Raw genomic sequence first — 24,555 nt, forward strand, 5'->3', positions numbered from 1 at the left:
ATATGTCTCTTCAAAAATTAGAAAACTATAGTAATAAAGCAGTCGTCCAAGAAGAAGTCTTGATTCTGACTGAGCTATTAGAAGATATCACAAAAAATATGCTGGCGCCAGAAACCTTTGAAAAGATTATCCAGTTGAAGGAATTATCAACTAGCGAGAATTATCAAGGGCTCAATGACCTAGTGACCAGTCTTTCGAATGAAGAAATGATTTACATTTCACGCTATTTCTCTATCCTTCCACTTTTGATTAATATCTCTGAGGATGTGGATTTGGCCTATGAAATCAATCACCAAAACAATGTGGACCAAGACTATCTAGGAAAACTATCTACAACGATTAAGATGGTAGCTGAAAAAGAAAATGCAGCCGAAATTTTAGAAAAGTTAAATGTCGTTCCTGTCTTGACCGCCCATCCAACGCAAGTACAACGCAAGAGTATGCTGGATTTGACCAACCATATCCATACGCTCTTGCGCAAGTACCGTGATGTCAAACTCGGCTTGATTAATAAAGAAAAATGGCACACAGATCTCCGTCGTTACATTGAAATTATCATGCAAACGGACATGATTCGTGAGAAGAAATTGAAAGTAACCAACGAAATCACCAACGTGATGGAGTACTACCAAAGTTCTTTCCTGAATGCTGTTCCACGTTTGACAGCTGAGTATAAAAAAATGGCAAAAGAACAAGGTATCGATCTCCAACATCCAAAACCGATTACCATGGGGATGTGGATCGGAGGAGACCGTGATGGAAATCCTTTCGTAACAGCGGAAACCCTCAATAAATCAGCCTTGACTCAGTGTGAAGTCATCATGAACTACTATGATGAAAAGATTTATAATCTTTATCGTGAATTTTCACTGTCAACCAGCATCGTGAATGTCAGCGACAAGGTTCGTGAGATGGCGCTGAAGTCACAAGATAACTCCATTTACCGTGAAAAAGAACTCTATCGTCGTGCTCTTTTTGACATTCAAGCTAAGATGCAGGCAACTAAGGCTTATCTCATTGAAGACAAGGAACTTCAGCCTAGATATGCCACTGCAGATGAATTTTATCAAGATTTGTTGGCCATTCGGGACTCTCTCCTTGAAAACAAAGGGGAATACCTGATTTCTGGAGAATTTGTCGAGTTGATGCAAGCTGTCGAAATCTTTGGCTTCTACCTTGCCTCTATTGACATGCGCCAGGATTCTAGCGTTCACGAAGCCTGTGTGGCTGAATTGTTAGCATCAGCTGGTATCAACGATCACTATAGCGATCTGTCTGAAGACGAAAAATGTAGCCTTCTCTTAAAAGAGTTGGAAGAAGATCCTCGTATCCTCTCAGCCACTCATGCTGAAAAGTCAGAACTTCTTGAGAAGGAACTGTCTATCTTTAAAGCTGCCCGCAAGTTGAAGGATAAACTGGGTGAAAATGTCATTCGTCAAACCATTATCTCACATGCAACCAGTGTATCAGATATGCTAGAGCTAGCAATCATGCTCAAGGAAGTAGGCTTGGTAGATGCCCAAAAAGCGCGTGTTCAGATTGTTCCCCTCTTTGAAACAATCGAAGACTTGGATCACTCAGAAGAGACTATGAGAAGATATTTCTCTCTACCTTTGGCTAAAAAATGGATTGCTTCAAAAGACAACTACCAAGAAATCATGCTTGGCTACTCTGATAGTAACAAAGACGGTGGTTACCTGTCATCATGTTGGACCCTCTATAAAGCTCAACAACAACTGACTGCTATTGGGGATGAATTTGGCGTTAAGGTCACTTTCTTCCACGGTCGTGGTGGTACTGTGGGTCGTGGTGGTGGACCAACTTATGAAGCCATCACATCTCAACCGCTCAAGTCTATTAAGGACCGTATCCGTCTGACTGAGCAAGGAGAAGTCATTGGAAATAAATACGGAAACAAAGACGCTGCTTATTATAACCTTGAAATGTTGGTTTCTGCAGCCATTAACCGCATGATTACCAAGAAGAAGAGTGATATCAATACGTCAAATCGTTACGAAGCTATCATGGATCAAGTAGTGGACCGTAGTTATGATATCTACCGTGATTTGGTCTTTGGAAATGAACATTTCTATGACTATTTCTTTGAATCAAGTCCAATCAAAGCTATTTCAAGCTTCAATATCGGTTCGCGTCCAGCAGCTCGTAAGACCATCACTGAAATTGGTGGTTTGCGTGCCATTCCTTGGGTCTTCTCATGGTCACAAAGCCGTGTCATGTTTCCTGGATGGTATGGAGTAGGATCCAGCTTTAAAGAGTTTATAGATCAAGATCCAAAGAATATCGAGTTCCTTCGTGATATGTACCAAAACTGGCCTTTCTTCCAATCTTTGCTTTCCAATGTGGACATGGTCTTGTCTAAGTCTAATATGAATATTGCTTTTGAATATGCCAAGCTCTGTGAAGACGAAGAAGTACAAGCTATCTACTACACTATTTTAGATGAATGGCAGTTGACTAAGGACGTTATTTTAGCTATCGAAGGTTATGACGAACTCTTGGCAGAAAACTCTTACCTAAAAGACAGTCTAAACTATCGTATGCCTTACTTTAATATCCTTAACTACATCCAGTTGGAGTTGATCAAACGTCAACGTCGCGGAGAATTGTCGGCAGACGAAGAAAAACTGATCCATACAACTATCAACGGAATTGCAACTGGTTTGCGTAATTCAGGCTGATATTCTACAAACTTCCTCTTTTTTCAAGGGGAAGTTTTTGAATTGTTTAAAAAATTCTAAAAATAAGCTTGACAAGTAGTTGAAAAATGATATAATTTAAACATTCAGAAAGTAATCTTGCTCATTTTTTAGAGAGTCTGTGGTTGGTGAAAGCAGATAGATGAAATTGATGAAATTGGGCTGAATGTACTTAAGAATTTGAAATCATAAAAATTCGGTGAGCACACCTTACAGTGCAACTCGTTATTGCGAGAAGGAGCGATAGGAATATTCCTATAATTGAGGTGGCACCGCGCATCGACGTCCTCACACAAGTTTTTTGTGTGAGGACTTTTTCTATGGGGAGGAAAGATATTGGAATTTAAACGATGGCATCGCTTGATGATGTGATTTAAAAAGTTAAGGTAAAAGAATTAAGGAGAAAGAAAAATGAAAAATAAACGTTTGATTGGAATTGTCGCTGGATTAGCAGTATTGGTGGTGGCTAGCTTGATTTATTCATCAATGAACAAACCAGCAGCTAAGGAAGAGCAAAAGGTCGCTAAGGTTGGTGTCCTTCAATTTGTTAGTCACCCATCCTTGGACTTGATTTACCAAGGAATTCAAGATGGACTAGCTGAAGAAGGCTATAAGGACGACCAGGTAAAAATCGACTTTATGAACTCTGAAGGCGATCAGAGCAAGGTTGCAACCATGAGTAAACAATTGGTTGCTAATGGAAACGATGTTGTTGTTGGGATCGCAACACCAGCTGCTCAAGGACTTGCTAGTGCTACAAAAGACCTACCTGTTATCATGGCTGCTATTACAGACCCAATCGGTGCTAACTTGGTCAAAGATTTGAAAAAACCAGGTGGCAACATCACAGGGGTGTCAGACCATAACCCAGCTGAACAGCAAGTAGAGTTGATTAAAACCCTCACACCAAATGTCAAAACGCTCGGAGCTCTCTACTCAAGCAGTGAAGATAACTCAAAATCACAAGTTGAAGAATTCAAGGCTTATGCTGAAAAAGCAGGTTTGACAGTCGAAACATTTGCCGTTCCATCAACCAATGAAATTGCTTCAACAGTCAATGTTATGACCAGCAAGGTCGATGCGATTTGGGTTCCAATTGATAACACCATCGCATCCGCATTTTCAACAGTTGTTTCAAGCAACCAAACAGCTAAAAAGCCAATCTATCCAAGTGCCACTGCCATGGTAGAAGCAGGTGGATTAGCATCTGTAGTAGTTGACCAACACGATCTTGGAGTGGCTACTGGTAAGATGATTGCCAAAGTATTGAAAGGTGAAAAACCAGCTGATACGCCAGTTAATGTCTTTTCAACTGGTAAGTCAGTGATTAACAAAAAACTAGCGCAGGAACTTGGTATCACCATTCCTGAGTCCGTTCTAAAAGAAGCAGGACAAGTGATTGAATAAAGATAAAGGAGGAGCTGGACACATCTCCTCCCATTTTTACTAAAGAAAGAAATGAGTGAAAGATTATGATAGTATCCATTATTTCTCAGGGGATGGTCTGGGCGATTTTAGGTTTGGGAATCTTTATGACTTTTCGAATTTTGAATTTTCCAGATATGACTACTGAAGGTTCTTTTCCTCTTGGGGGAGCAGTAGCTGTAACCTTGATAACACAGGGAGTCAATCCATTTTTAGCGACCTTAGCTGCAGTAGGAGCAGGTTGTCTAGCTGGTATGGCGACAGGTCTCTTATATACCAAAGGAAAAATCCCAACTCTCTTATCAGGAATTTTAGTCATGACTTCCTGCCATTCCATCATGCTCATGATTATGGGACGTGCCAACTTGGGGCTTCTTGGGACCAAGCAAATTCAAGATATCTTGCCTTTTGATTCGGATCTCAATCAACTCCTGACTGGATTAATCTTTGTAGCTCTTGTAATTGGTCTCATGCTCTTTTTCCTTGATACCAAACTAGGTCAGGCCTACATCGCTACTGGTGATAATCCTGATATGGCTCGTAGCTTTGGTATCAATACAGGACGTATGGAACTCATGGGCTTGGTTCTCTCAAATGGGATTATCGCGCTTGCAGGGGCCTTAATTGCTCAACAAGAAGGATACGCGGATGTTTCTCGAGGAATCGGCGTGATTGTCGTAGGGCTTGCTAGCTTGATTATTGGTGAGGTTTTGTTCAAGAGTTTGACCCTAGCAGAGCGACTCATGACCATCGTTGTAGGGTCTATTGCTTATCAGTTCCTCGTTTGGGGAGTGATTGCTCTTGGGTTTAATACAAGTTATCTTCGTTTGTACAGCGCCTTGATTTTGGCGGTTTGCCTCATGATTCCAACCTTCAAAAACAAATACCTGAAAGGAGTCAAGTTTAGCAAATGACAGCAATTGTAGAATTAAAAAATGCCACCAAAGTCATCACGAATGGCTTTGACGAGGAAAAAATCATTCTGAATGATGTTTCTCTTGAAATTTTTGAACATGATTTCATTACTATCCTAGGTGGAAATGGAGCAGGGAAGTCAACGCTTTTTAACACTATTGCAGGTACCTTGCCCTTAACAAGTGGAAGTATCCGTATCATGGGCGAGGATGTGACGCATTTTTCACCTGAAAAGCGGGCTAAGTACTTGTCTCGTGTTTTTCAGGATCCAAAGATGGGTACGGCTCCCCGTATGACGGTGGCGGAAAATCTCTTGATTGCCAAGTTTCGTGGTGAGAAGAGAGGACTCCTTCCCAGGAGACTTTCAAGCCATAGAGAAGAGTTTCAGGCTACCATTGAAAAAGTGGGAAATGGTCTTGAAAAGCATCTAGATACTCCGATTGAATTTTTATCAGGCGGTCAACGTCAGGCCTTGAGTCTCTTGATGGCAACCTTGAAGCGACCAGAGTTGCTCTTGTTGGATGAACACACAGCAGCTCTTGACCCAAAGACCAGTGTGGCCTTGATGGAGTTAACAGATGACTTTGTTAGCAAGGATCATCTGACAGCCTTGATGATTACCCACCATATGGAAGATGCACTAAAGTATGGCAATCGTCTGATAGTCATGAAGGAAGGCCGAATCATCCAAGACCTCAATAAAGAAGAAAAAGCTAAGATGAAGATCTCAGACTATTATCAATTATTTGAATAGATGAGTTAAATTATCATCAAAAATAGTGAAGAAAAACTTAGAATCCTGAAAGTGTTTCTGAGTTTTTTATCTTCCATTTCAATCTGGAAAAATATAGCAAAGAGAATTCCGGAAAGCGTATGAAATGGTTTACTTTTTTTCAGAAATAAGCTATACTAGTTTACGTGAAACTATGATAAGATGGAGGTATTGTGTATGGTTGACAAGCAAGTCATTGAAGAAATCAAAAACAATGCCAACATTGTGGAAGTCATAGGTGATGTGATTTCTTTACAGAAGGCTGGACGGAACTATTTAGGGCTCTGTCCTTTTCATGGTGAAAAGACCCCCTCTTTCAACGTAGTTGAGGACAAGCAGTTTTATCACTGTTTTGGCTGTGGTCGTTCAGGAGATGTCTTTAAGTTTATCGAAGAATACCAAGGCGTGTCCTTCATGGAAGCCGTTCAGCTCTTAGGAGAGCGCGTCGGTATTCAACTGGCCATGCCTGTCCAGTCTCGTCCCCAACAAGCTTCCCCTCATCAAGCTCTATATGATATGCATGAAGAAGCTGCCCGTTTTTACCATGCCATCCTCATGACGACCAAGATGGGAGAAGAAGCAAGGGCTTATCTATATAAACGAGGCTTGACGGATGATGTTTTGAAGCATTTCCAGATTGGACTGGCGCCAGCAGAGAGAACCTATCTCTATCAACGTTTGGCTGACAAGTTTGAGGAAAAGGATTTATTGGATTCGGGCTTGTTCTATCTGTCAGATGGTAATCAATTTTATGATACTTTTTTTGGACGGATCATCTTTCCTTTGACCAATGACAAGGGACAGGTTATTGCCTTTTCAGGTCGTATCTGGCAAGAAACGGATAGTCAGACTGCCAAATATAAAAATAGTCGCTCGACTGCAATTTTTAACAAGAGTTACGAATTGTATCATTTGGACAAGGCAAAAAAGGGAACAGGTAAGATTACAGAGCTCTATCTGATGGAAGGCTTCATGGATGTGATTGCAGCCTACCGTGCTGGTATAGAAAATGCTGTAGCTTCCATGGGAACAGCCTTAAGCAAGGAGCATGTTGACCACCTTAAACGCTTTACCAAAAAAATTGTTCTCAGCTATGATGGTGACAAGGCAGGGCAGGCAGCAACAGCCAAGGCTCTAGAGGAGTTAAAAGACTTCTCAGTTGAGGTTGTTCGAGTACCTGATGCCATGGACCCAGATGAGTATTTGCAAAAGAATTCTGCTGAAGACCTGGCTTACCTTTTAACCAAGACTCGGATTAGTCCTATAGAGTTCTATATTCACCAGCTAAAGCCTGAAAATAGTGATAACTTACAGGCGCAAATTGAATTCATTGAAAAGATTGCGCCCCTAATCGCCAAAGAAAAGTCTATCACTGCCCAGAATTCTTATATCCACATTCTAGCAGATAATCTCCCTTCCTTTGATTACCAGCAGGTGGAGCAGATTGTAAATGAAAGTCGCATTGTTCAGAGGCAGGAAAGAGTCAAAGAGGAGCAACCTCCAGCAGCGATTAGTTTACCTGTAACGCGGCAACTGACGGCAGTCATGAGAGCAGAGGCTCATCTCCTCTATAGGATGGCTGAGAATCCAGTTGTTCTAAATGACTACCGATTAAGAGAAGATTTTTTCTTTGATACCCCAGAATTTCAAATTCTTTACGAATTATTAAGTGCAGAGGGAGAAATCGGTTCAGAGGAACTGTCTCATCAGACGCCTGAGGTTGAAAATGCTTGGTACCACGTGCTTAGTCTGGATTTGCCAGCTGAGATGTTGCCTCAAGAGCTAGTGGAAGTCGAAGCGACTCGAAATCGTGCCCTCCTCAGCAAGGACAACTTAAGAATTAAAAAGAAAGTGCAGGAAGCTAGTCATGTAGGAGATACAGACACAGCCTTGGAAGAATTGCAACGATTGATTTCCCAAAAGAGAAGAATGGAGTAATAATGGCAACAAAACAAAAAGAAGTGACCACATTTGATGTGCAAGTAGCAGACTTTATCCGTAACCACAAAAAAACAGGAACAGCAACAGATGATGAAATCAATTCAAGTCTGGTTATTCCTTTCACCCTCGATGCAGACGGCATTGAAGACCTTTTGCAACGGATTCAGGATGCTGGAATTTCTATCACAGACAACGAAGGAAATCCAAGTGCACGTGTGCTTAGTGCAGAAGAAGAACCAGAACTCAGTGATGAGGACTTGATTGGCTCAACTTCTGCCAAGGTTAATGACCCAGTCCGTATGTATTTGAAGGAAATCGGGGTTGTTCCTCTCTTGACCAACGAAGAGGAAAAAGAATTGGCCCTAGCAGTTGAGGCTGGTGATATCGAAGCCAAACAACGTCTTGCGGAAGCCAACCTTCGTTTGGTGGTTTCCATCGCTAAACGCTACGTAGGGCGTGGCATGCAGTTTCTTGACTTGATCCAAGAAGGAAACATGGGCTTGATGAAGGCTGTTGACAAGTTTGACTATTCAAAAGGATTTAAGTTTTCAACTTACGCAACTTGGTGGATTCGTCAGGCGATTACCCGTGCCATTGCTGACCAGGCCCGCACTATTCGTATCCCTGTCCACATGGTTGAAACCATTAACAAGCTTGTCCGTGAACAGCGGAATCTCCTTCAAGAATTGGGTCAAGATCCAACTCCTGAACAAATCGCTGAGCGTATGGATATGACACCTGACAAGGTGCGTGAAATCTTGAAAATCGCTCAAGAACCAGTATCACTTGAAACACCGATTGGTGAAGAGGACGATAGCCATCTTGGGGACTTTATCGAAGACGAAGTAATTGAAAATCCAGTGGATTATACAACTCGTATCGTCTTGCGTGAGCAGTTGGATGAAGTCTTGGATACTCTCACAGACCGTGAAGAAAACGTTCTGCGCCTTCGTTTCGGTTTGGACGATGGGAAAATGCGTACTCTTGAAGATGTTGGTAAAGTCTTTAACGTAACTCGTGAACGTATCCGTCAGATCGAGGCCAAGGCTTTGAGAAAATTGCGCCAACCAAGTCGCAGCAAACCGCTTCGAGATTTTATTGAAGATTAGAGTGAGGATGAACATGGCTTATACAGAAGAGCAAATTGAAACGATCAAAACACGTATTTTAAACGCCTTGGAAGAAGTCATCGACCCTGAGTTGGGGATTGATATTGTCAACCTAGGTTTGATTTATGAAATTCGATTTGATGGTGAAACAGGTCATACTGAAATTGATATGACCTTGACAACTATGGGCTGCCCACTGGCTGACCTTTTGACAGACCAAATACACGATGCGATGACAGATGTGCCTGAGGTAACCAATACCGAAGTTAAATTGGTTTGGTATCCAGCTTGGACGGTTGAAAAAATGAGTCGCTATGCACGTATCGCCCTAGGAATTAAATAAACAGTAGAAAAATATGAGAGACGATTGGAAAATAGGGTGAATTTATCCTTTTTCCTATGGTCTCTTCTTTCTTTTGCTGATTTTCTGGAAATAAAATGGTATAATGAAAGGTATGGAAAACGAAAAATTGCGTATTAATATGCTAAGTTCAAGTGAAAAAGTAGCTGGTCAAGGAGTGTCAGGAGCTTATCGAGAATTGGTTAGTCTCCTTCACCGTGATGCCAAAGACCAGTTGATTGTTACGGAGAATCTTCCTGTCGAAGCGGATGTAACTCACTTTCATACTATTGATTTCCCCTATTATTTATCCACTTTCCAAAAGAAACGCTCTGGGAGAAAAATTGGCTATGTGCATTTTTTGCCTGATACGCTTGAGGGGAGTTTGAAGATTCCATTTTTCCTAAAAGGAATTGTCAAACGCTATGTTTTTTCCTTCTACAACCGAATGGAACACTTGGTGGTGGTCAATCCCATGTTTATCGAGGATTTAGTGGCTGCTGGCATTCCACGTGAAAAAGTAACTTATATTCCAAACTTTGTAAATAAAGAAAAATGGCATCCATTACCAGCTGAACAAGTTGCTCAACTCCGGAAGGAAATGGATCTCGCGGAAGATCAGTTTGTCGTAATCGGTGCGGGTCAGGTTCAGAAACGTAAAGGAATTGATGATTTTATCCGTCTTGCTGAGGAATTGCCAGAAATTACCTTTATCTGGGCAGGTGGTTTTTCATTTGGTGGGATGACAGATGGTTATGAACGCTATAAGAAGATTATGGACAATCCACCCAAAAATCTTATTTTCCCTGGAATTGTGTCACCGGAACGGATGCGGGAACTTTACGCTATGGCGGATCTATTCTTGCTACCAAGTTACAATGAATTATTCCCTATGACTATCTTAGAGGCCGCTAGTTGTGAGGCTCCTATTATGTTAAGAGATTTGGATCTGTATAAGGTTATTCTTGATGGGAATTATCGTGCTACAAGTGATGTTTCCGAGATGAGAGAAGCAATCCTAGAATACAAGAATGACCCTGAAGCCTTAAAGGACTTGAAAGAAAAAGCTCGCGAGATCTCCAAAGAGTACTCTGAGGAGCATTTGTTGGAAATCTGGTTAAAATTTTATCGAGAACAGGCTGCTTTGGGCAAAAAGTGAGGTAATTTATGCGAATTGGTTTATTTACAGATACCTATTTCCCTCAGGTTTCCGGGGTCGCGACTAGTATTCGGACTTTGAAAACTGAGCTTGAAAAGCAGGGGCATGCAGTTTTTATCTTTACAACAACTGATAAAGACGTGAACCGATACGAAGATTGGCAAATTATTCGCATTCCGAGTGTCCCTTTCTTTGCGTTTAAGGATCGACGATTTGCCTACCGAGGTTTTACAAAGGCGCTTGAAATTGCCAAGCAGTATCAACTCGATATTATTCATACCCAGACAGAATTTTCTCTTGGTTTGTTAGGAATTTGGATTGCGAGAGAATTGAAAATTCCAGTTATTCATACCTACCATACCCAATATGAAGACTATGTGCATTACATTGCTAAGGGCATGCTAATTCGTCCGAGTATGGTAAAATATTTGGTGCGTGGCTTCCTTCATGATGTAGATGGCGTGATTTGCCCTAGTGAGATTGTTCGTGACCTTTTATCGAAATACAAAGTCAAGGTTGAAAAGCGGGTCATCCCAACTGGAATTGAGCTGGCTAAGTTTGAACGACCTGAGATCAAAGAGGAAAACTTACAAGAGCTTCGTTCGAAGTTAGGTATTCAGGAAGGCGAGAAAATGCTGCTGAGTCTTTCTCGTATCTCCTTTGAGAAGAATATCCAAGCAGTCTTAGCTGCCTTTGCGCAGGTTTTGAAAGAAGAAGACAAGGTGAAGTTGGTTGTTGCTGGAGACGGACCTTATCTGAATAGTCTGAAAGAACAAGCAGGGAAATTAAACATACAAAAACATGTGATTTTTACAGGTATGATTGCTCCAAGTGAAACAGCTTTGTACTATAAGGCAGCAGATTTCTTTATTTCTGCTTCCACTAGTGAAACCCAAGGATTGACTTATCTAGAGAGTCTAGCCAGTGGAACGCCTGTTATTGCTCATGGCAATCCCTATCTTGAAAATCTGATCAATGATAAAATGTTTGGGACCCTCTACTATGGAGAACGAGAGCTTGCAGGAGCTATCCTTGAAGCCTTGATCGCTACTCCTGATATGTCTGAACAAAAGTTAGCGGATAAGTTGTACGAGATTTCGGCTGAAAATTTTGGGAAACGAGTTCATGAGTTTTACCTTGATGCTATTATCTCAAATAACTTTGAACATGAGTTACATGATGGACAACCTGTCACTCAGCGCTTCTTAAAAACGATTCTCTATCTACCTCAACAGGCTGTTACAAGCCCAGTAAAAGAATCCAAGCGTATTTTAAGAGCGTCTCGAAAACAATTGTCTAGCATCAGAGATTATTGGAGAGACGAATTCAAATAATAGAATAAGAGGAAGAAAAAATGAAAAAACTAATGAGAAGTGGCAAAGATCAGAAAATTGGAGGCGTTTGCGCAGGAGTGGCCCACTATTTTGATATTGATCCAACAATTGTTCGTGTCATTTGGGCTGTTCTTGCATTTTGTTATGGGACAGGAGTCCTTGCTTATATCATTTTATGGTTGATTGCACCAGTTTCAACAGACTATTAAATTAGAATTATATAGAAAAAGGAGAAGTTATGGCTTTTGGAGATAACGGAAAACGTAAAAAAACATTGTTTGAAAAGGTGACACTTGTTGTCGTGCTCATCATGTTGTTTGTAACCCTTGCTGGTATCTTTGCAACTGCGCTTGGAGCTTTCAGTAGATTCTAAGCAAGCTACGAGGATAGAAACAATAACTAATGACTGGGTTCTCCCCAGCCTTTTTAAAGTGAGAAGAAAATATGAGTATGTTTTTAGATACAGCCAAGATTAAGGTCAAGGCTGGTAATGGTGGCGATGGCATGGTTGCCTTTCGCCGTGAAAAATATGTCCCTAATGGCGGCCCTTGGGGTGGTGATGGTGGACGTGGAGGTAACGTTGTTTTCGTGGTAGACGAAGGTTTGCGTACCTTGATGGATTTCCGCTATAACCGTCATTTCAAGGCTGATTCCGGTGAAAAAGGAATGACCAAAGGAATGCACGGTCGTGGTGCAGAAGATCTTCGTGTTCGCGTACCACAGGGGACTACTGTACGTGATGCAGAAACTGGCAAAGTCATTACAGACTTGATTGAACATGGTCAGGAATTTATCGTGGCTCATGGCGGTCGAGGTGGTCGTGGAAATATCCGTTTTGCCACGCCAAAAAATCCTGCACCTGAAATCTCTGAGAATGGAGAACCAGGACAAGAACGCGAGTTGCAACTGGAATTGAAGATTCTAGCGGATGTCGGCTTGGTCGGTTTCCCATCTGTCGGAAAGTCAACTTTGCTTAGTGTCATCACTTCAGCTAAACCTAAAATCGGTGCTTACCACTTTACGACCATTGTCCCTAATCTAGGTATGGTTCGTACGCAGTCAGGTGAATCTTTTGCAGTAGCAGACCTTCCAGGTTTGATTGAAGGGGCCAGTCAAGGGGTTGGTCTTGGAACCCAGTTTCTCCGTCATATTGAACGTACTCGAGTTATCCTCCATGTCATCGATATGTCAGCTAGCGAAGGACGTGATCCTTATGAGGATTACCTTGCTATCAATAAGGAATTGGAATCCTATAACCTTCGTCTCATGGAACGTCCGCAGATCATCGTGGCTAATAAGATGGATATGCCTGAAAGTCAGGAAAATCTGAAAACTTTCAAGGAAAAGTTGGCAGCAAACTACGACGAGTTTGAGGAACTTCCAGCCATCTTCCCAATTTCTGGATTGACCAAGCAAGGGTTGGCGACTCTTTTGGACGCGACAGCTGAATTGTTAGACAAGACTCCAGAATTCCCGATTTATGATGAATCCGATATGGAAGAAGAAGTTTACTATGGCTTTGACGAGGAAGAAAAGGCCTTTGAGATTAGCCGTGATGATGATGCGACATGGGTACTTTCTGGTGATAAACTTATGAAACTCTTTAACATGACCAACTTTGACCGTGACGAATCAGTCATGAAGTTTGCCCGTCAGCTTCGTGGTATGGGGGTTGACGAAGCCCTTCGTGCGCGTGGAGCCAAAGATGGCGATTTGGTCCGCATCGGTAAATTTGAGTTTGAATTTGTAGACTAGGAGATTGATATGGGAGATAAACCAATATCATTCCGAGATGCAGATGGAAATTTTGTTTCTGCAGCAGATGTGTGGAATGAAAAGAAACTAGAAGAATTGTTTAATCGTCTCAATCCTAAACGTGCTCTTCGATTGGCGCGTACAAAGAAAGAAGAAACACAGTCAAAGAAATAAAAAGTTCCCGTGATCTTTTGATCACGGGATTTGTTTTATTCACTAAAGAAAAATGGTGGCGCATATTTTTTAAGACTCTCAAAACAAGCCTGCGCTTTTGTAGCATCTTCACAGATAATCATGCAGACATCGTCTCCACAAAGAGTTGCAACGACATCTGGAAAGGCCAAGGAATCAATTACAGATCCAAATGACTGGGCTAAACCGGGTAAAGTTTTCAAAATAACTTGGTGTTGCACCGGACGCAACATAACAAGAGCATCTTCCATATAGTTTTCAAGACGTTTTTCCCATTTGGAGATAGACCCTGTATTTAGCACATAGTAAGAATTATCCTCTTCGCGCACTTTTGAAAGGTTCATGGTTTTGATATCGCGTGATAGAGTAGCCTGAGTCACTTGGATATCATTTTCCGCTAATAAGGCTTGTAATTCAGCTTGCGTATGGATTTTGTTTTTTGAAACGAGGGCGCGGATAAGTTGGTGTCTGTGTTCGGATTTGTTCATAAAGTAAGTACTCCTTTTAAAAGGTACAGTAAGCGTGGACTGAACGAAAACGTCAGTCGGGTGGTAGGCGGTATTGTCACGTATGATGATTTTAAAGTCAGTAGGATAAAGAACTAGATGGAGAGATTCTCCTTCTTTTAACTTTTCACTAGTTGGGTGCAGATAAACTGGGTAGCGATTCGTTCATCTACATTGATGTTCTTTAATGACAGTGAATCATTCAATTTGGGTAGCTTTTTGTCACGGCGTTTTGTGAATTTACTCTAAATGTAATTCACAGAGATTTCCAACATGTGGTCTGGTAGCGTGTATGATAAATGGTTACACATGTTGGTTAGAGGGAGTATCTTTTGTCCAAGTTCCGTCTAGGGGCTTCTAAAATGCTTTTAGATGAACTGAATTTGATACAAAGTTTATGTTTGATTCGACTGTTCAAGTAGAAAACTTTGGTTATAGGAAGTTCAATGGTCTATTTCATTGACTTTTCCTTTGAATACTTCCATATTGAAAGTCTGGTAGATTATACCTTTTGACAAGGTAGGATAAGACTAGACTGTGCTAAATCAACAGTCAACTGATAGTCTGTATTATCTCGAATTGTAATCTCAAAGTCTGTTGTATAGAGAACCAAACGGAGAGTATCTCCTTCTTTAAGTTTGTAGATAGTTGGTTGAAGCTCTAGCTTGAAGTCCATCCATTCATTTGGTTGGATTTCTTCAATCGTCAAGAGATTGGTTCGATTTTGAAGATTAAGGTAGCCTTTGGTGATGACACGTTGGGCACTTGGGTTGAATGGCAGTTCACAGAGATTTTCTAACATGTGGTAACGACCGTTGTCAATGGTTCTAGCACTTAAAACAGCTGGATAAGGCTGCAGATATTTCTTTTGTCCAAGTTCTAACAGTTGGGCTGATAATAAGCCCTTGTTCGTACTCGATTTGACACGAAGTTTTAGCTCCACTCGCCCATTTAAGTGAATGTCTTGACTTACTGGAAGGTCAATGGTGATCTGATTGGCTTTTCCTTGGTAAAGTTCAGTGTTAAATATCTGGTAAGTCTTGCCATAACGATCAAAATCTTTTTGATCATACTGGTTTTGAATCACTTTTTCCTCATTACCGAGAGAGAGGGTATGCAGTTCATCCTGTTTGCCAAAGTTATCAAGACCTTGCCATCTTTGCGGTTCGGTATTGTCCTGCCAGATGACAGTCGGAAGTTGATAGTCTGAGTCAAGTCCTAACAATTTCTTACTTAACAAGGCATTCATGGACTCGCGGAAGTCGATCGACTGCCAGTTATTCATATAAACATGGGCACCATGATGGAAAAAGAGGTGCTTATTGATATGGCTAGGAAGGGCATGAAACATCTGGTAAACATGAAGAGGTTTGACGTTCCAATCCTGGGAACCATGCGTAAAGACGACCTCGGCTTGAACCTTGTGAGCATTGATCAGATAGTTGCGGTCATGCCAAAACTGATTGTAGTCACCAGTCTTGCGATCGAGTTTCTCTTTAACCTTTTCTAAGTCTGCTTGATGAGCTTCATTGCCACGAATATAGTCACCGGCTTGGAGGTTGCGAGAGTAGGTCAATTCAGCAAGTGAGTCAAAATCCTCACCTGGATAGCCCCCTGGGCTGGTCACTAGACCATTTTCCCGATAGTAGTTGTACCAAGAGGAAATACCTGCTTCAGCGATGATGACTTCTAAGCCATCAACACCAGTGGTGGCGAGACCATTGGACATGGTACCTAGATAGGAAATACCTGTTGTTGCGACTTTGCCGTTTGACCAGTCAGCCTTGATTTGGCGCTTGCGCGTGTGGTCCGTGAAAGCACGACAACGACCATTGAGCCAATCAATGACATTTTTATAGGCCTCAATCTGCTGGTAGTTACCATTAGTCATGAGTCCTTGAGAATCTTTGGTTCCAACACCCGATACATAGAGATTGGCAAATCCACGTGGGAGGAAGTAGTCATTGAGTGTGTATGAGCTATTGATATGAGATAGCTTTTCTTCAGCTTCTAAGACGACTTCTGCTTGACCATGAGGTTCGACTAAATTCAGCTTAGGTTCCTCAAGTTCAATGATGTGGGGCGGTTTGACCTCAAGCTCTCCTTCCATTTTGTAGAGAGCTTTGTCACTGGCTTTATCGTTGGTCCCTTGGTGATAAGGGCTGGCAGTCATGACTGAAGGAATCTGTCCATCATAACGCGGGCGAATAATGCTGACCTTGACTAAGTCAGGGAGTCCGTCTTTATCAGTATCCACACGACTCTCGACATACACGACTTCACGAATGACATCATGAGTAGAGAAGGTTGCTAAGCTCTTACCGTTAAAGTAGTGGTAGTGATTGTCTTCTGAAATGAGTCCATCACTAACAAGCTGATCGATAAGCGTATTTCCTTTTTTCGTTCGCGTATTGAGCAATTGATAAAGATTTTCAATGAGATCTCCATAAACAATAGGAAAAGCAGTTTCTTTACGAAACTGTTCGGCATCCTCAAAGTCAACAAGATAGCTAAATCCTAAAAGTTGAAAAACTACTGTGTAGAAAATCTCCGCAGTTAACTCACGGTCTGACTGGAAAAAAGTTACTAAATCTGTTTCTTTATCCGCAGCCAAAGTCGACAAGGCATAATCCGTGTCAGAATAAGTGAAAAAACTCCAACGAATGAAGTCTTCAAACTGTCTTTTTAAGGACAGTTGGGGTGACAGCTTTAGACCAAGACCTTCTAATTCCTCAAATCGTTGAGAACTAGTGGTTGGTTGGTAGCTGAATTGATTAAAACGCATGTTTCTCTCCTTTGAAAACAGACTGAATTTATTATATCAAAAAAGAGGGAAAAATGGAATAAATAAACTTAAATGAAATAAATTTCTTAAACCAGCATATCTATTTGGTAAGTTATTATAAAATGCTGAATAAATATCATAGAAGTAAGTCTTTTTCTAGAGATTTTTATATGTAAAACTGCATATAACTCCTATCTTTATTATTCTTCGTTTGGTATAAATATATCTAAATTTACATTAAAAACTATTATATAATATTAATTTTTTATTTATTTCCTCTGAGAAATGAAGAACTTAACAGTAAGAAGAGAAGAAGTTTGTAACTGATGATATTGAAAAGAAAGTGCAGAGTTACTTCAATATCCAGCTTAAAATGGTATAATAGTAGTAAAACGAAAGCAAGGAGGAGAAGAAATGATTGCACAGCTCGACACCAAGACTGTTTATAGTTTTATGGAAAGTGTGGTTTCGATTGAAAAATATGTACAAATGGCTAAAGAATACGGCTATTCTCACCTTGCTATCATGGATGTGGATAATCTCTATGGAGCCTATCATTTTCTAGAAGCAACTCGTAAGCATGGCATTCAACCTTTAATTGGTTTAGAAATGACCTTGGTCAAAGATGAGGAGAATCTCTCTCTACGTTTTCTAGCCCTATCCACTAAAGGTTATCAAGAGTTGATGAAGTTATCCACTTTAAAAATGACTGGACGGAAAAATTGGTCTGACTTCACCTCCCACCTCGAAGATGTTGCTATTATTGTTCCCTATTTTAATGGGGTCGAACAGTTGGATTTGGGGCACGATTATTTTATCGGTGTCAGTCTAGATACTCCTCAAGAAGTCTTTACTAGACCAATTCTTCCACTCTATCAGGTCAACTCTTTTGAAAAAGAAGATATTCAAGTTTTACAAATCTTATCAGCAGTCAAGGACAATGTCAGTCTGAGAGAAGTGGATGTGCATTCACAACAGGGGATTTTTTTACCTGCCTCAGACTTGGAAGCATGTTTTATGAATCGCTTCTCTCAGGCGCTTGCCAATCTCCAAGGTCTGATAGAGAATGTAAGCTATCAAATCGACCCAAGTTTAAAACTCCCTCGCTTTAATCCTGAAAGACCAGCGGTCGAAGAACTTAGAGAGAGGGCTGAGCAAGGCTTGAGTGACAAGGGGCTAACCTCAGCTATTTATCATGAGCGACTGAATGAGGAATTGGCTGTGATTCATGATATGGGCTTTGACGACTATTTCCTTGTAGTTTGGGATTTGCTCCGTTTTGGACGTTTCCAAGGCTACTATATGGGAATGGGACGTGGTTCTGCAGTTGGTAGTCTGGTGGCTTACTCACTGGATATTACAGGAATTGACCCGGTTGAGAAGAACTTGATTTTCGAGCGCTTTTTAAATCGTGAGCGCTATACCATGCCCGATATTGATATCGACATTCCTGACCTTTATAGGCCGGAGTTCATTCGCTATGTTCGTGATCGGTATGGTAGTCAACATGTGGCACAGATTGTTACCTATTCGACTTTTGGAGCAAAACAGGCAATTCGTGATGTTTTCAAACGTTATGGTGTCCCTGAGTACGAATTAACCAATATTACGAAAAAAATCAGTTTTCGAGATACGCTAACGACAGCCTATGAAAAGAATTTACAGTTTAGGCAGGTCATCAATAGTAAGATTGAATATCAAAAAGCTTTTGAGATTGCTCGAAAGATTGAGGGGTATCCTCGTCAGACCTCTATCCATGCAGCTGGGGTCGTTATGAGTGACCAAGACTTGACGGACTACATTCCTCTAAAATATGGTGAGGATATGCTCATCACTCAGTATGATGCTCATGGTGTTGAAGCCAATGGACTTCTAAAAATGGATTTCCTCGGCTTACGTAACCTGACTTTCGTACAAAAAATGAAAGAATTACTTGCGGAATCAGAGGGCGTTCATCTAAAAATCGAAGAGATTGACCTGGAAGACAAAGAAACTCTGGCCCTCTTTGCTGCTGGAAATACCAAGGGGATTTTCCAATTTGAACAACCTGGCGCCATTCGGCTCTTGAAACGAGTTCAGCCGCAAGTCTTTGAAGAGGTAGTAGCAACGACATCCCTCAATAGACCGGGGGCAAGTGATTATATTGATAATTTTGTCGCTCGTAAGCATGGTAAAGAAAAGGTGACGGTGTTAGACCCTGCCTTAGAAGACATCCTTTCATCAACCTACGGTATTATGCTCTATCAAGAGCAGGTTATGCAGGTAGCTCAACGCTTTGGAGGATTCAGTCTTGGTAAAGCCGACATTCTCAGACGTGCCATGGGTAAGAAAAATGCCAAAGAGATGCATCTGATGAAGGAAGATTTTATCACAGGAGCTATGAAATTGGGGCATACAGAAGAAAAGGCCAACCAAGTTTTTGCAGTGATGGAAAAGTTTGCAGGCTATGGATTTAACCGATCCCACGCTTATGCCTACTCAGCACTGGCATTCCAACTAGCTTATTTCAAGACACACTATCCTGCTATTTTCTTTCAAGTTATGTTGAACTATTCTAGCAGTGATTACATTGTAGATGCATTGCAGATGGGCTTTGAAGTAGCTCCCTTAGCAATCAACAGCATTCCCTATCATGATAAAATTGCTAAGAAGAAAATCTATCTTGGTCTAAAAGCCATTAAGGGAATGCCAAGAGATTTGTCTTACTGGATTATTGAAAATCGTCCTTTCTCAAGCATTGAAGATTTTGTCACACGTCTTCCCAAGAATTACAAGAAATTGTCGCTTTTGACGCCTTTGGTTGAACTGGGGCTTTTTGATGAATTTGACAAGAACCGTCAGAAAATCTTAGTGAACCTACCAAACTTATTTGTCTTTGTTGAGGAGTTAGGTGGACTCTTTGCGGATACAAATTATAGTTGGACTGAAGCTGATGATTTTACTGAGGCAGAGAAATTTTACAAAGAGCAGGAACTGATTGGGGTAGGTATCAGTCCCCATCCTCTCCAAACTCTTGCCAAACAAGCCCTATATCCGACCACTCCAATCACTAATCTAACCGAGGGAGCTCAAGCCACTCTCCTAGTTGAAGTGCAAAAGATTAAAGTGATTCGAACCAAGAAAGGCGAGAGTATGGCTTTTCTACAGGTTCATGATAGTAAGTCTCGGATGGATGTAACTGTATTTTCAGACCAATATAGAAAATTTGCTTCCAATTTATCCGAAGGGAAATTTTACTACATCAATGGCAAAGTTCAATCTCGAGATGGTCGTCTGCAAATGATTGCACAAGATTTGAAAGAAGCAGTGGCGGAACGATTCTGGATTCAAGTTAAAAATCATGAAAATGATAAAGAGATTTCAAATATCCTAGAACAATACAAAGGCCCAATCCCTGTCATTATCAGGTATGAAGAGGAAGGAAAAACGGTTGTTTCTACACAACATTTTGTAAGAAAAGATTCTGCTCTAGAGGAAAAATTAGAGGGAATTGCTATGAAAACGATTTATCGCTAAAAATACGGAAAATAGAAGAATTTTCGATTTAAATGTGGTATAATCAGTAGGAATGTTAAAAGAAAAAGGAGCATAAACCAAATGAAACGTATTGCTGTTTTGACCAGTGGTGGAGACGCCCCTGGTATGAATGCTGCCATCCGTGCAGTAGTTCGCCAAGCAATCTCAGAAGGAATGGAAGTTTTTGGTATCTATGATGGATACGCAGGTATGGTTGCCGGTGAAATTTATCCGCTTGATGCTGCTTCAGTAGGAGACATCATTTCTCGTGGTGGTACTTTCCTTCATTCTGCTCGTTATCCTGAGTTTGCACAACTTGAAGGCCAACTTAAAGGGATTGAGCAATTGAAAAAACACGGTATCGAAGGAGTCGTAGTTATCGGTGGTGATGGTTCTTATCATGGAGCTATGCGCTTGACTGAGCATGGATTCCCTGCTATTGGACTTCCAGGTACAATCGATAACGATATCGTAGGTACTGACTTTACAATCGGATTTGATACTGCAGTTACGACTGCAATGGATGCGATTGATAAGATTCGTGATACATCATCAAGTCACCGTCGTACTTTCGTTGTTGAAGTAATGGGACGTAACGCTGGTGATATCGCTCTTTGGGCTGGTATCGCAACTGGTGCTGATGAAATTATCATCCCTGAAGAAGGCTTCAAGATGGAAGATATCGTAGCTAGTATCAAAGCTGGTTATGAGCACGGTAAAAAACACAACATTATCGTTTTGGCAGAAGGTGTTATGTCAGCAGCTGAATTTGGTCAAAAACTAAAAGAAGCAGGAGACACTAGTGACCTTCGTGTAACAGAACTTGGTCACATCCAACGTGGTGGATCACCAACTGCGCGTGACCGTGTATTGGCATCACGCATGGGGGCACACGCTGTTAAACTCCTTAAACAAGGAATCGGTGGTGTCGCTGTTGGTATCCGTAACGAAAAAATGGTTGAAAATCCAATTCTTGGTACAGCAGAAGAAGGAGCTTTGTTTAGCTTAACTGCAGAAGGTAAGATTATTGTTAACAACCCTCATAAAGCTGATCTTGAACTTTCTGCTTTGAACAAGAGCTTGTCCTAATCAACTTTCATTAATTTGGTAACATGACCATAAAAGGTCGAATTATATAAAGGAGTCACAAAAATCATGAACAAACGTGTAAAAATCGTTGCAACTTTAGGTCCTGCGGTTGAAATCCGTGGTGGTAAAAAATTCGGTGAAGACGGATACTGGGGTGAAAAACTTGATGTTGAAGCTTCAGCTCAAAATATTGCTAAATTGATTGAAGCAGGAGCAAACACTTTCCGTTTCAACTTCTCACACGGTGACCACCAAGAACAAGGTGAGCGTATGGCAACTGTTAAACTTGCCGAAAAACTTGCAGGTAAAAAAGTTGGTTTCCTTCTTGATACTAAAGGACCTGAAATCCGTACAGAATTGTTTGAAGGTGACGCAAAAGAGTACTCTTACAAAACTGGTGAAAAAATCCGTGTTGCAACTAAACAAGGAATCAAATCAACTCGTGAAGTGATTGCTTTGAACGTTGCTGGTGCTCTTGATATCTACGATGATGTTGAAGTTGGTCGTCAAGTATTGGTTGACGATGGTAAATTGGGTCTTCGCGTTGTTGCAAAAGACGATGCAACTCGTGAGTTTGAAGTTGAAGTTGAAAACGACGGAATTATCGCTAAACAAAAAGGTGTAAACATCCCTAACACTAAAATTCCTTTCCCAGCTCTTGCTGAACGTGATAACGATGATATCCGTTTCGGTTTGGAACAAGGTATCAACTTCATCGCGATTTCATTTGTACGTACTGCGAAAGACGTTAACGAAGTTCGTGCAATCTGTGAAGAAACTGGTAATGGTCACGTTCAATTGTTTGCGAAAATCGAAAACCAACAAGGTATCGACAACTTGGATGAAATCATTGAAGCTGCTGACGGTATCATGATCGCCCGTGGTGACATGGGTATTGAAGTACCATTCGAAATGGTTCCAGTTTACCAAAAAATGATTATTACAAAAGTAAATGCAGCTGGTAAAGTCGCTATCACAGCAACAAACATGCTTGAAACTATGACTGAAAAACCACGTGCAACGCGTTCAGAAGTATCAGATGTGTTTAACGCTGTTATCGACGGAACCGACGCTACAATGCTTTCAGGTGAGTCTGCAAATGGTAAATATCCACTTGAGTCTGTTCGTACAATGGCAACAATTGACAAGAATGCTCAAACTCTTTTAAAAGAATACGGTCGCTTGTCATCTGTTAACTTGTCACGTAATTCTAAGACTGAGGTTATGGCTTCAGCTGTTAAGGATGCGACAAATTCTATGAATATCAAGTTGGTGGTTACTCTTACTAAGACAGGTCACACTGCTCGTTTGATTTCTAAATACCGTCCAGATGCTGATATCTTGGCAATCACTTTCGATGAATTGACTGAGCGTGGTTTGATGCTTAACTGGGGAGTTATTCCAGTAACCACTGATCGCCCATCAAACACTGATGATATGTTTGATCTCGCTGAAAGAATTGCAGTTGAGCAAGGTTTGGTAGAATCTGGTGATGATATTGTTATCGTTGCAGGTGTACCACTTGGCGAAGCTGTTCGTACAAACACAATGCGCATCCGCACTGTACGCTAATCTAACACAAAAACCTATCATTTCAGGCTGAAAAGCTTGAGTGATAGGTCTTTTTTTATCAAAATGAGATGGTATTTAGTAAATAGGAATGGGAAAAAACTGAAAATTATGGTATAATAGAACGAAAAGACCTTTTTAGTAAATTTTGAAAGAGTAAAACATGAGAAAAATTGTCATCAATGGTGGACGTCCATTGCAAGGTGAGATCACCATTAGTGGTGCTAAAAATAGTGTTGTAGCGCTTATTCCAGCTATTATCTTATCAGATGATATTGTCACTTTAGATTGTGTTCCAGATATTTCAGACGTTGCTAGTCTTGTCGAAATTATGGAGATTATGGGGGCGACTGTTAAGCGTTATGATGATGTCTTGGAGATTGATCCAAGAGGTGTTCAAAACATTCCTATGCCTTATGGCAAGATTAATAGCTTGCGTGCTTCTTATTATTTCTACGGAAGTCTTTTAGGTCGCTTTGGTGAAGCTACAGTTGGACTTCCTGGTGGATGTGATCTGGGACCTCGTCCGATTGACCTTCACTTAAAAGCCTTTGAAGCCATGGGTGCTAAGGTCAGCTATGAGGGAGATAATATGAATTTATCTGCCCAAGGTAAGGGGCTTCATGGCGCAAGTATTTACATGGATACCGTCAGCGTTGGAGCAACGATTAACACGATGATTGCTGCGGTTAAAGCTAAGGGGCGTACTGTCATTGAAAATGCGGCTCGTGAACCGGAAATTATCGATGTTGCTACCCTTTTGAACAACATGGGGGCCCATATTCGTGGTGCAGGAACTGATATTATCATTATTGATGGTGTCGAGAAACTTCATGGAACGCGTCATCAGGTTATTCCAGACCGTATCGAAGCTGGAACCTATATTTCACTTGCTGCGGCGGTAGGAAAAGGAATTCGCATTAACAACGTTCTCTATGAACATTTAGAAGGCTTTATCGCCAAACTAGAGGAAATGGGCGTTCGTATGACGGTCTCAGAAGACAGTATCTTCGTTGAAGAACAGTCTGATTTGAAGGCCATCAATATCAAAACAGCTCCCTATCCAGGGTTCGCAACCGATTTGCAACAGCCTATCACGCCACTTTTACTAACTGCCCAAGGTCGTGGAACTATTATTGATACGATTTATGAGAAACGTGTTAATCATGTCTTTGAGTTAGCAAAAATGGATGCGGATATTACGACTACAAACGATCACATTATTTACAACGGTGGTCGTAAGTTACACGGGGCAAGTGTAAAAGCTACAGACTTGCGAGCTGGTGCTGCACTTGTCATCGCTGGTTTGATGGCTCAGGGCCAGACTGAAATTACGAATATTGAGTTTATCCTTCGTGGCTACTCAGATATTATTGAAAAATTGCGTAGTCTTGGAGCGGATATTACACTCGTTGAAGACTAAGCCGTTGA

At 41.1% G+C, this 24,555-nt stretch carries 19 protein-coding genes and 1 other annotated feature; of the genes, 17 read left to right on the forward strand and 2 right to left on the reverse strand.

The window, feature by feature from the left end:
• The first annotated feature begins 2 nt into the window (after positions 1–2).
• The 13 genes from ppc (at position 3) to B7720_RS09730 (ending at position 13,641) form a co-directional block, all read left to right on the forward strand.
• A complete protein-coding gene (gene ppc, locus B7720_RS07345; protein ID WP_084857321.1) occupies positions 3–2,699 on the forward strand; it encodes a phosphoenolpyruvate carboxylase in 2,697 nt (898 codons plus the stop codon).
• Between the two features lie 96 nt (positions 2,700–2,795).
• Positions 2,796–3,010: a binding site (T-box leader), on the forward strand.
• A 118-nt stretch (positions 3,011–3,128) separates the two neighbouring features.
• The gene (trpX, locus tag B7720_RS07350) at positions 3,129–4,124 is read left to right on the forward strand and encodes a tryptophan ABC transporter substrate-binding protein (RefSeq protein WP_084857324.1); all 996 of its coding nucleotides are present in this window, start codon (positions 3,129–3,131) and stop codon (positions 4,122–4,124) included.
• 65 nt (positions 4,125–4,189) lie between these two features.
• Positions 4,190–5,056 carry an ABC transporter permease gene (locus B7720_RS07355; RefSeq protein WP_084857326.1) on the forward strand — a complete coding sequence of 289 codons (867 nt, stop codon included), beginning with the start codon at positions 4,190–4,192 and terminating at the stop codon, positions 5,054–5,056.
• Positions 5,053–5,811 (forward strand): ABC transporter ATP-binding protein, encoded by a 759-nt coding sequence (locus B7720_RS07360; RefSeq protein WP_000125419.1) that lies wholly within the window; start codon positions 5,053–5,055, stop codon positions 5,809–5,811. The genes B7720_RS07355 and B7720_RS07360 overlap by 4 nt, the downstream gene beginning before the upstream one ends.
• 195 nt (positions 5,812–6,006) lie before the next feature.
• Positions 6,007–7,767 carry a DNA primase gene (dnaG, locus tag B7720_RS07365; protein WP_084857328.1) on the forward strand — a complete coding sequence of 587 codons (1,761 nt, stop codon included), beginning with the start codon at positions 6,007–6,009 and terminating at the stop codon, positions 7,765–7,767.
• Between the two features lie 2 nt (positions 7,768–7,769).
• Positions 7,770–8,879: an RNA polymerase sigma factor RpoD gene (rpoD, locus tag B7720_RS07370; RefSeq protein WP_000201892.1), complete on the forward strand. Its 1,110-nt coding sequence runs from the start codon at positions 7,770–7,772 to the stop codon at positions 8,877–8,879.
• Positions 8,880–8,892: 13 nt separating this feature from the next.
• Positions 8,893–9,222, forward strand: a complete 330-nt coding sequence (locus B7720_RS07375; RefSeq protein ID WP_000331930.1) for a metal-sulfur cluster assembly factor — start codon at positions 8,893–8,895, stop codon at positions 9,220–9,222.
• Positions 9,223–9,334: 112 nt separating this feature from the next.
• On the forward strand, positions 9,335–10,378 hold the full coding sequence (locus B7720_RS07380) for a glycosyltransferase family 4 protein (RefSeq protein ID WP_025171818.1): 1,044 nt from the start codon (positions 9,335–9,337) through the stop codon (positions 10,376–10,378).
• 8 nt (positions 10,379–10,386) lie between these two features.
• Entirely contained in the window at positions 10,387–11,712 is a 1,326-nt protein-coding gene (locus B7720_RS07385) for a glycosyltransferase family 4 protein (protein WP_084857330.1), read from the forward strand.
• 20 nt (positions 11,713–11,732) lie between these two features.
• Positions 11,733–11,921 (forward strand): PspC domain-containing protein, encoded by a 189-nt coding sequence (locus tag B7720_RS07390; protein ID WP_000735789.1) that lies wholly within the window; start codon positions 11,733–11,735, stop codon positions 11,919–11,921.
• Positions 11,922–11,950: 29 nt separating this feature from the next.
• Positions 11,951–12,085 carry a DUF4044 domain-containing protein gene (locus B7720_RS07395; protein WP_000863851.1) on the forward strand — a complete coding sequence of 45 codons (135 nt, stop codon included), beginning with the start codon at positions 11,951–11,953 and terminating at the stop codon, positions 12,083–12,085.
• Positions 12,086–12,156: 71 nt separating this feature from the next.
• Complete coding sequence (obgE, locus tag B7720_RS07400; RefSeq protein WP_084857333.1) at positions 12,157–13,467, forward strand: GTPase ObgE; 1,311 nt, start codon at positions 12,157–12,159, stop codon at positions 13,465–13,467.
• A 9-nt stretch (positions 13,468–13,476) separates the two neighbouring features.
• Positions 13,477–13,641 (forward strand): hypothetical protein, encoded by a 165-nt coding sequence (locus B7720_RS09730; protein ID WP_000502578.1) that lies wholly within the window; start codon positions 13,477–13,479, stop codon positions 13,639–13,641.
• 35 nt (positions 13,642–13,676) lie between these two features.
• Here B7720_RS09730 and B7720_RS07410 read toward each other — a convergent pair whose 3' ends face one another.
• Both B7720_RS07410 and B7720_RS07415 read right to left on the reverse strand, forming a co-directional pair.
• Positions 13,677–14,147: an arginine repressor gene (locus tag B7720_RS07410; RefSeq protein ID WP_049477502.1), complete on the reverse strand. Its 471-nt coding sequence runs from the start codon at positions 14,145–14,147 to the stop codon at positions 13,677–13,679.
• 520 nt (positions 14,148–14,667) lie between these two features.
• Positions 14,668–16,950, reverse strand: a complete 2,283-nt coding sequence (locus B7720_RS07415) for a Xaa-Pro dipeptidyl-peptidase (protein WP_084857335.1) — start codon at positions 16,948–16,950, stop codon at positions 14,668–14,670.
• 414 nt (positions 16,951–17,364) lie between these two features.
• On the opposite strand from B7720_RS07415, the gene B7720_RS07420 reads away from it, so the two are divergent.
• The 4 genes from B7720_RS07420 to B7720_RS07435 all read left to right on the forward strand — a co-directional run bounded on the left by B7720_RS07420 (position 17,365) and on the right by B7720_RS07435 (position 24,547).
• Positions 17,365–20,466: a DNA polymerase III subunit alpha gene (locus B7720_RS07420; RefSeq protein ID WP_084857337.1), complete on the forward strand. Its 3,102-nt coding sequence runs from the start codon at positions 17,365–17,367 to the stop codon at positions 20,464–20,466.
• Positions 20,467–20,547: 81 nt separating this feature from the next.
• Positions 20,548–21,555, forward strand: a complete 1,008-nt coding sequence (pfkA, locus tag B7720_RS07425) for a 6-phosphofructokinase (RefSeq protein WP_000820882.1) — start codon at positions 20,548–20,550, stop codon at positions 21,553–21,555.
• A gap of 66 nt (positions 21,556–21,621) precedes the next feature.
• Positions 21,622–23,127, forward strand: a complete 1,506-nt coding sequence (gene pyk, locus B7720_RS07430) for a pyruvate kinase (RefSeq protein ID WP_001042829.1) — start codon at positions 21,622–21,624, stop codon at positions 23,125–23,127.
• A 160-nt stretch (positions 23,128–23,287) separates the two neighbouring features.
• Positions 23,288–24,547: a UDP-N-acetylglucosamine 1-carboxyvinyltransferase gene (locus tag B7720_RS07435; protein WP_001227106.1), complete on the forward strand. Its 1,260-nt coding sequence runs from the start codon at positions 23,288–23,290 to the stop codon at positions 24,545–24,547.
• The last annotated feature ends 8 nt before the right edge of the window (positions 24,548–24,555 follow it).

The sequence above is a fragment of the Streptococcus oralis subsp. oralis genome (genome assembly GCF_002096455.1).
GTDB classification, from domain to species: domain Bacteria; phylum Bacillota; class Bacilli; order Lactobacillales; family Streptococcaceae; genus Streptococcus; species Streptococcus oralis_CY.

Excerpts from the sequence above, each read along its gene's own strand:
- ppc (WP_084857321.1), top strand. The coding sequence starts at position 3 with ATGTCTCTTCAAAAATTAGAAAACTATAGTAATAAAGCAGTCGTCCAA.
- trpX (WP_084857324.1), top strand. The coding sequence starts at position 3,129 with ATGAAAAATAAACGTTTGATTGGAATTGTCGCTGGATTAGCAGTATTG.
- B7720_RS07355 (WP_084857326.1), top strand. The coding sequence starts at position 4,190 with ATGATAGTATCCATTATTTCTCAGGGGATGGTCTGGGCGATTTTAGGT.
- B7720_RS07360 (WP_000125419.1), top strand. The coding sequence starts at position 5,053 with ATGACAGCAATTGTAGAATTAAAAAATGCCACCAAAGTCATCACGAAT.
- dnaG (WP_084857328.1), top strand. The coding sequence starts at position 6,007 with ATGGTTGACAAGCAAGTCATTGAAGAAATCAAAAACAATGCCAACATT.
- rpoD (WP_000201892.1), top strand. The coding sequence starts at position 7,770 with ATGGCAACAAAACAAAAAGAAGTGACCACATTTGATGTGCAAGTAGCA.
- B7720_RS07375 (WP_000331930.1), top strand. The coding sequence starts at position 8,893 with ATGGCTTATACAGAAGAGCAAATTGAAACGATCAAAACACGTATTTTA.
- B7720_RS07380 (WP_025171818.1), top strand. The coding sequence starts at position 9,335 with ATGGAAAACGAAAAATTGCGTATTAATATGCTAAGTTCAAGTGAAAAA.
- B7720_RS07385 (WP_084857330.1), top strand. The coding sequence starts at position 10,387 with ATGCGAATTGGTTTATTTACAGATACCTATTTCCCTCAGGTTTCCGGG.
- B7720_RS07390 (WP_000735789.1), top strand. The coding sequence starts at position 11,733 with ATGAAAAAACTAATGAGAAGTGGCAAAGATCAGAAAATTGGAGGCGTT.
- B7720_RS07395 (WP_000863851.1), top strand. The coding sequence starts at position 11,951 with ATGGCTTTTGGAGATAACGGAAAACGTAAAAAAACATTGTTTGAAAAG.
- obgE (WP_084857333.1), top strand. The coding sequence starts at position 12,157 with ATGAGTATGTTTTTAGATACAGCCAAGATTAAGGTCAAGGCTGGTAAT.
- B7720_RS09730 (WP_000502578.1), top strand. The coding sequence starts at position 13,477 with ATGGGAGATAAACCAATATCATTCCGAGATGCAGATGGAAATTTTGTT.
- B7720_RS07410 (WP_049477502.1), bottom strand. The coding sequence starts at position 14,147 with ATGAACAAATCCGAACACAGACACCAACTTATCCGCGCCCTCGTTTCA.
- B7720_RS07415 (WP_084857335.1), bottom strand. The coding sequence starts at position 16,950 with ATGCGTTTTAATCAATTCAGCTACCAACCAACCACTAGTTCTCAACGA.
- B7720_RS07420 (WP_084857337.1), top strand. The coding sequence starts at position 17,365 with ATGATTGCACAGCTCGACACCAAGACTGTTTATAGTTTTATGGAAAGT.
- pfkA (WP_000820882.1), top strand. The coding sequence starts at position 20,548 with ATGAAACGTATTGCTGTTTTGACCAGTGGTGGAGACGCCCCTGGTATG.
- pyk (WP_001042829.1), top strand. The coding sequence starts at position 21,622 with ATGAACAAACGTGTAAAAATCGTTGCAACTTTAGGTCCTGCGGTTGAA.
- B7720_RS07435 (WP_001227106.1), top strand. The coding sequence starts at position 23,288 with ATGAGAAAAATTGTCATCAATGGTGGACGTCCATTGCAAGGTGAGATC.